Genomic DNA, 1,281 nt, shown 5'->3' on the forward strand with positions numbered 1-1,281 from the left:
CGGTGACGCCGCCCCGGGCCGTCACGGCCCGGTACGCGGTGGCGAACCGGCAGCCGAGCCCGGCGGCGGTCGTGTACGACATCTCGTCCGGGAGGCCGATCAGGTTGACGTCGGCGTTCTCGATCGCGACGTACTGGGCGAACGAGCCCCAGTGGGTGAAGCCCGGCTGGGTCTGGGCCTCGCACACCTGCTGGTCCCCGGCGGCGCACGACGGGCAGCGGCCGCAGGCGCAGACGAACGGGACCGTGACGCGGTCGCCGGGGCGGTGCCGGGTGACGCCGGCGCCGGTCTCCTCGATCGTGCCGGCCAGTTCGTGGCCGGGGACGTGCGGGAACGCGCGTATATCGGGGTCGTGGCCCTGCCAGCCGTGCCAGTCGCTGCGGCAGACGCCGGTGGCCTCCACGCGGATCACCGCGCCGCCCGCCGGAACGCGCGGGTCGGGCAGGTCGCGGACGGACGGCGGCGCCGCGAAGGCGTCGTAGGCGACCGCCCGCATCAGAACTCGAAGCCGCCCGGGCGGCCGTTGCGGTCGGCGATCAGCCCGGCGAGGGTGGCGATGGCGATCTCCGCCGGGGACTTGGAGCCGATGTTCAGGCCGATGGGGCGGTGCACCCGCGCGATGTCGCTCGCGGGGACGCCGAGTTCGGTGAGCGCCGGGATGTGCGGGGCGGGGTGCCGCGGGTTGCCCATGACGCCGACCCAGCGGACGGGCTGGGTCAGCACGTCGCGCAGGACGGCTCCGAGCTCGGGGCGGTGGTGGTCGGTGACGATGACGTCGGCGGTGCCGTCCAGGGCCGGGAGGTCGGTCGTCCCGTCGCGGTCCTTGTCGGGGTCGACGAGGAACGTCCGGTAGCCGAGGTCGGCGCCGTAGCGCAGCAGGTGGTCGGCGACCGCGCCGGCGAACACCGCGACCAGCGTGCGCTCCGCCGCCTCGGGCGGGGCGTCGCCGTGCGCGACGGCGCAGGACGGGTCGGTCTCGTGCGGTGTGCCCATACCCGAAGTGTGCCGCGCGCGGCGGCGGCCGGTCCAGGGGCCACGCCCTTATCGCAAACCGGTCTTTCCCAAACGTGGCACTCCCCCCGCCGAACGGGTATGCCTAAACTACCTGGCACCCGGCGGCACAGGAGGGATCGTGATCGCGAGACCGGAGGGCGGCCCCCGCGTGGTGGTGGGGGTGGACGACTCCGCGGGCGCCCGCTGCGCGCTCTCCTGGGCGATCGGCGCGGCGCGGCTGCGCCGATCGCCCAGGCGAGCGCGCAGCCTGTCTCGTATTCACCTCTG

The 1,281-nt window shown here is 75.0% G+C and carries 2 protein-coding genes; both read right to left on the reverse strand.

Annotated elements, in window-relative coordinates:
* Nucleotides 1–496 (reverse strand): alcohol dehydrogenase catalytic domain-containing protein (locus tag HUX53_RS01040; RefSeq protein ID WP_176401278.1); only part of this gene is annotated, 496 nt, incomplete at its 3' end.
* Nucleotides 496–993, reverse strand: coding sequence for an XdhC family protein (locus tag HUX53_RS01045; protein ID WP_176401279.1), 498 nt, complete (start codon nt 991–993; stop codon nt 496–498). The genes HUX53_RS01040 and HUX53_RS01045, both read right to left, overlap by 1 nt.
* Between the last annotated feature and the right edge of the window lie 288 nt (nt 994–1,281).

This window comes from Actinomadura sp. BRA 177 (assembly GCF_013372625.1).
Taxonomy (GTDB): Bacteria; Actinomycetota; Actinomycetes; order Streptosporangiales; family Streptosporangiaceae; genus Spirillospora.